The organism is Endozoicomonas sp. SESOKO2 (assembly GCF_024606245.1).
In the GTDB taxonomy this organism is placed as follows: domain Bacteria; phylum Pseudomonadota; class Gammaproteobacteria; order Pseudomonadales; family Endozoicomonadaceae; genus Endozoicomonas_A.
This window is the reverse complement of the sequence record NZ_JAHHPQ010000123.1, coordinates 1-5,708: the sequence shown is the minus strand read 5'-3', so window position 1 is coordinate 5,708 and position 5,708 is coordinate 1. Positions and strand designations below refer to the sequence as shown.

4 protein-coding genes are annotated in these 5,708 nt (G+C 47.8%); 3 read left to right on the top strand and 1 reads right to left on the bottom strand.

Annotated elements, in window-relative coordinates; genetic code table 11:
• A partial coding sequence (locus KDK17_RS03270) for a response regulator (RefSeq protein WP_257287332.1) occupies positions 1–330 on the top strand: 330 nt, incomplete at its 5' end.
• Between the two features lie 5 nt (positions 331–335).
• Here KDK17_RS03270 and KDK17_RS03265 read toward each other — a convergent pair.
• Positions 336–1,010: a response regulator transcription factor gene (locus KDK17_RS03265; protein WP_257281890.1), complete on the bottom strand. Its 675-nt coding sequence runs from the start codon at positions 1,008–1,010 to the stop codon at positions 336–338.
• A gap of 486 nt (positions 1,011–1,496) precedes the next feature.
• Here KDK17_RS03265 and KDK17_RS03260 point away from each other — a divergent pair, with 486 nt between their 5' ends.
• Both KDK17_RS03260 and KDK17_RS03255 read left to right on the top strand, forming a co-directional pair.
• A complete protein-coding gene (locus tag KDK17_RS03260) occupies positions 1,497–5,243 on the top strand; it encodes a PEP/pyruvate-binding domain-containing protein (protein ID WP_257287331.1) in 3,747 nt (1,248 codons plus the stop codon).
• A 154-nt stretch (positions 5,244–5,397) separates the two neighbouring features.
• The coding region (locus tag KDK17_RS03255; RefSeq protein WP_257287330.1) for a hypothetical protein at positions 5,398–5,708 on the top strand (311 nt) is incomplete at its 3' end.

The following is a 5,708-nucleotide window of genomic DNA, read 5'->3' as shown; positions in this document are numbered from 1 at the left end:
TTGCTGACCCGCTGGGGTTGTCAGGTCAATTCTGCCGGTAGTGTGAAAGAAGCATTTAAGGTTGTCGAAGAGTGTGGGCTGCCAGATGTTATGCTGATCGATTACCGCCTCGATGATTGTATGGATGGCATCCAGCTGACCGGAGAATTACGTAAACTGTCGTCTTTGTTTCTGCCAGCGATTCTTATTACTGCCGATAAACAGGACAGTGTTCGTGACCGTTGTCGTGATCAGGATATCAAGTTGATGGGAAAACCGATCAAACCTGCCTCACTCAGAGCCTTGATGTCATCGCTCACGGCGCCTGCCAGAGTCCTTTTTGAGCCATGAGTAGATTAAGCGTGAGTGGTAGATGGGCCGTCATCACCTGCAGAGGGCTGATCAATTTCCAGCTCATTCATGGCAATCACTGCCTGGGTTCTGTTGCGAACGCCCAGCTTTTTGAAAATGGCTGTGACATGTGCTTTTACAGTGGCTTCTGATACTTCCAGTTCATAAGCAATCTGTTTGTTCAACAGTCCCTCGCTGATCATTCCCAGTACTCTGAATTGTTGTGGTGTCAATGCGGCGAGCTTTAGTTCCAGTTCTGATCCCTGACCCTGTTCTGGCAGTTCGGGCAGCCATTCCGGTAACCAGTTATCACCTTCAAGCACCTGGGTCACGGCATTTTTCAAAACATCCAGTGGCGAGGATTTCGGGATAAATCCATGGGCGCCGTGTTGCATGGAGCGATGGATGATCTGCGAATCCTCAGAAGCGGAAACAATAACAACCGGGACTTGAGGATATTGCCCCCTCAGAAAGATCAGGCCGGAAAGGCCATGAGCACCCGGCATGTTGAGATCAAGAAGGATCAAATCAGGAGACAGCACTTGTTCAAGGATATTCTGCAAGGCTGCGATAGATCCGGCTTCATAAATTTCAGGGCTCTCCAGCCCCTGACGCAGAGCTGCCTGTAATGCGGCTCTGAATAATGGGTGGTCGTCTGCAATGATGATCTTGTTTTTCATGAGCTCAGAGTGCCATTTACCTGGTGAGCTGTAAAGGCTGACCATTGTTATTGTTTTGGAAGCCGGGTCTGGCATCAAGTCCCGACTGTTTTCCGAACAATGTCTCTATCGGCAAGAGTGCTTCACTCTTTGGTTTTCAGGGCCTGTCATGGTCTGCTCATGAGTGTTCTTGTTGGCATCTGAACGGCTGAATTTTTATACCCTGATTAAATTGTTTGTTCCAGGCTGACGGTTGAACTTTATAAAAACATCATTGTCGAAATAAAAATAATTTCTTAACGCACAGCCGTCGGATTATAGATGAATACTGGCATGAGACGGGTATCTTGATATTACTTGCTAATGATCCGCTATATGCCAGACAACGGTTGCGAAATGATAAAAAACTTGTACTGGCAATCATCTCGGTACATCAAGATGGTCTGAAATAGGTGAATGGAGAACTAGAGAATGATAAGGGCGTCGACATGGCTTCGGTCACTTAATATGGCAACGTGCTTGCAGATGCCGGTCTGGAAGAAGAACATAAACATCAGAGGGATGTCTGGGTTACACGCTCATTTTGATCGTTCAAATCATCAAATCCCGACAACGAATCCAAATCAGAATACCGGGACTCTCATTCCAGCTAACGGGGCTAACCGTTTACCCAAAAGATATTTCAGTTCCTTTAATGCCATTATCTTTCCCTGTCAAACGCCACTAGCCAATCGAATCTGCCGTATACATATTTCAACCCCACTAAACCAGGTTAATGACAACTCTCCCTCCAACCGGCAACAACTTGGGGGCAAGGGGATGTTTTTGCGGCGTATGCAGGAAGCAAGTTTACCTGTTCCACCCTTCAGAAGTGTTACAGCCCAGACGACGAATGCTCTTGAACAACACCTTCTGGATACTCTTCGTATAGCCCCTTATTGTCCTGATATAGTCGATGAACTGGGGCCAGAGACCAGCCTGAAGAACATCAGGGAATACTTCAATGCCTTGCCACCTTCAGAGCAGACCAAAAGGGATAACGGGCTGGCGGGTCTGGCGAAATTTATTGCCAGTCATGACTTTTACGAACAGGTTAAAGATTCTGAAGCGGCCCGGCATGTCAGGGGTCTGCGCTGTCAGCTGGACGGACCCTTCATATCACAGCCGGTGATTGTCCGCAGTTCTGGCATCAACGAAGATAACTACGGCAATGCCCAGGCAGGCAAATACCTCTCGGAAGTTCAGGGAGAAGAGGATGTTTTTCGTACCTGCCTTAAGGTTATGGCCTCAGGTTATCGTCCTGAAGTCTGTCCCGAGGGTATCCCTCAACCCATGGCGCTGATTATTCAACATTGCATTGATTGCCAATATGGCGGGGTAGCTATGAGCTTTCAATCCTTTCAGGATGATTCCGTCAGGATTGAGTACACACCCGGTCAACCCAGAGGCGCAGTGGCAGGACAGTCCGGTAATACGCCCCACCGCATCGATATTTCCCGCAAAAAAGAAGGCGCTGACAGTTCTCAATATTTTCCCGGAACAGTTGCAAGTCACTTCATCCTGCGCAAAAACACAGATAATAGGGGCTACTCGGAAACAAGAATTCATGATGCGGGTACTCAATCAGACGACACCAGTCAGCAACTCAGTGATGACACGGTTTCAGCACTCAGGGAGATGGTGGCAAAGCTGGAAGACCTGTTGCTATGCCCGGTGGATGTGGAATTTGCTATTGATCGTCAGGGGCGCCTGTTCCTGTTGCAGGTGCGTCCTGTAACCGAACTCTCTGGCGGCATGGATTTTGCCATGCCCATACCCGAAGACAGTCTGGCCACTGGCGAGACCTTCAGCGAAGGCTATGGCACCGGACCCATCTGGCTGGCCAAAAAACGAGAGGCAGGTTCTATGCCCCACGGGGCCATTGTCGTGGCCCGACACGCCGAACAATGGATGCTTGAGCCCGATGTACTGATGCGGGCAGGTGGTTTTGTCATTGCCGAAGGAGGATTCAATGATCATGTAGCCATCCTCATGAGACAGGAAAAAAAACCCTTAATGCTGGCCGCTGGCGAGTATGCGGCAGTGGTTGCTCAGGATGGCCGACAGATTACGCTGGCCTGCGCCCGCTTTGACGGTAACTTCGGGGCCTTTATTGTGGACGGTGATCATACTGGAAAACTGGCCAGTCACAGAAGGCTGTCCTCTGCTTTTTCTGATATATCATTGGCGAAAGCCGCTCCGTCACGGGATGAGTTGTCCCCCCCTGAAGGCACACTCCGTCAGGTCGCCAGTGGCTTTAAGTGGCTCACAGAGCAAAATGCCCGATTGCTGGCGCTATATTCTCCTGGCGGCGGACTGGATTGTCTGGCAAACCCGGTGAAACTGAGTATGTCGCCACAGCGATCAAACTTACTGGCACAGACTAAGGACAGAGTAAATCTTCTCATTCATGGGGCTGAAGCCCTGTTGGAGGGTTACCGGGCCTTTTTGCTACTGGCGGGAAGCAGGAGGGCGCCGAGGGTCGAGCGATTGTTGGATGAATTGCCGCAGTTAATCAACCGGTTCGAGACGCTGAAACAGACCATTCGGTCAGGGTTAGAGGTGGTCATCTTGCCACTGGATGGCTCTGAAAAAGGACAGGTATCGTTTCGTCAGTGGGTGGTCGCCTGTCAACAGCTGCAATCCTGTCTTCAGATGCTCAACCCTTCAGAGGCTGAGCAGGTGCGGAGTGTCCATGAGTTGATTTTTGCCCTGCATCAGCGCTTCGTAAAGGCGCTGGCACCGGTCACACTAGCCGCGGGTCAGGGCAGGCTAACCAGGGAAGAGGAAGTCGCTTATGTTGATTGCACGACTCCGGGTGGCTCGGGTGAAAGCGCAATACTATTGAGTCCTTCCTGCAAAGCATCCCTCAAAGAATTAGATCGTCCAGCTACTGTCGTCAGTATGGATGGTGCCTTGATTGTTAACCTGAAGCTTGGAAGTCATATGGGTCTTATCGAGCTGCTTGAAGACGCAGAGGGGGGGAAAGGACGAACTTTGCGGCTGACATTTTCTGACGAGTTTGATCTCATTGATGGCATTGATGCCCCCGGCAAGTTGAAACGTATGTGGTTTCTGGTGCAGTTGCTGAAAGCGATCGAACTGGATAAATATGCTGCTGGCATGAAGCTAAGTTGCAACGCCGTAGCAGGAGAAATTATTGTCGAATGCCCCCGAGTGACATCACGCCAAACGATGCAGGATGCCTTTGAAAAACTGATAACAGCGTTGCACTCTATTGAGAATATGGATATTTATCTAGAGGACTGCACCATTTTTGAAGGAGATCTGTGGGATTTTAACTTGCTTGAGCAACGCCTTAATAGAGGTGTTACGACAGAAGTTGATCGATTTGCCTTTCAACATTGCCTTTTCGCAACGATTTACGACTTTTTCACGATTATTCCCGATTGCTGGCAGTTATTAAGCAAACAACACCAACAGTTTATTCACTATGTTCAACAGTTAGAAGAGTGCTGGAAAAAGCCAGAGGAATATTTTCGGAAAGTGTTAATGAGTGATGAGATCAGTGAGGACACTCGCAGGGAACTTTTACACCATCTGTTATTGTTAGATGCCCAAAGCGCTATTCCATTGGTTGATGATGTTTATCCCGATTTGAGAGATCAATATTATGTTATCAAACCATCATCTTACAGTTACAGGCTGGAGTTTGATGTTTCACCAGGTCAGTCACTTTCGGAAGATAAAGAAAAGGTCAGGAATTTCTTTCTGAAGAATGGCTTGAAATATGCGTGCCAAAAGGCTAGAAATGATAAAAACCTTGTATTAGCCATCATTGCAGTACATCCTGATAACCTGAAATATGTGAGTGAAGAACTGAAAAGTAATAAAGAGGTCGTCCTGGCCGCAGTCGCTCAAGAGGGTAATCTGTTGGAATATGCCAGCCTGGGAATGAAAGATAATGATGAGGTTGTCATGGCTGCTATCGCGAATTATCCAGGAGCTTTCGAGTATGCAAGTCATAGAATCCGAAGCGATAAAAACATGATTAAAATCTTAATAGCGGATGATTTCACTCACTTAAGATATGCCGGTTTAAGGGTATTTTATGATCGCGAGTATATGCTGGATTTAATTGAAGAGAATCCTCAGGCTTTCGAATATGCTGCGTACAGGCTTCAAGAAGATCAGGACTTTATCGATTCGGCCATCCAACGAAATAGCGAAGTTGTTAAATATATACCCAAGTAAGAAGTTCAGGATGCTCAATTTTTCATCCTGACAAAGTTATGTGCTTCAGACTGGCGGGTGAACTTTATAAAAACATTATTGTCAAAAGAAAGTAACTTGTTGATGCGCTTGTCATTAACTCATGGATGAGCTTTAACATGAGAGGGATATCTGGATGTTACCTGAACGTATTGACAGATCGGATAGTCAAACCCCGGCAATGAATCCAAAACAGGATGCCGAAAATAGTCCATCCAAACGGTATTTCAGTGGTCTTGACACCGGTAGCGTTCCGATCAGTCAAACGCCTTTAGACAAGCGCTTTTGCAGTTTACCTGTTTCAGATCAGGTTGCTCACTATTCGCCCTCCGACCGCAATCAACTCGGGGGCAAGGGAATGTTTTTGTGGCGCATGAAGCAAGCTGATCTGCATGTTCCGCCATTTGAATGTGTGACAGCCCGGGTAATGAATGCTCTCGAACAACA

What these genes read in the sequence shown, in the direction of transcription:
- KDK17_RS03265 (WP_257281890.1), bottom strand. Translation starts at nt 1,010, where the DNA reads ATGAAAAACAAGATCATCATTGCAGACGACCACCCATTATTCAGAGCC.
- KDK17_RS03260 (WP_257287331.1), top strand. Translation starts at nt 1,497, where the DNA reads ATGGCAACGTGCTTGCAGATGCCGGTCTGGAAGAAGAACATAAACATC.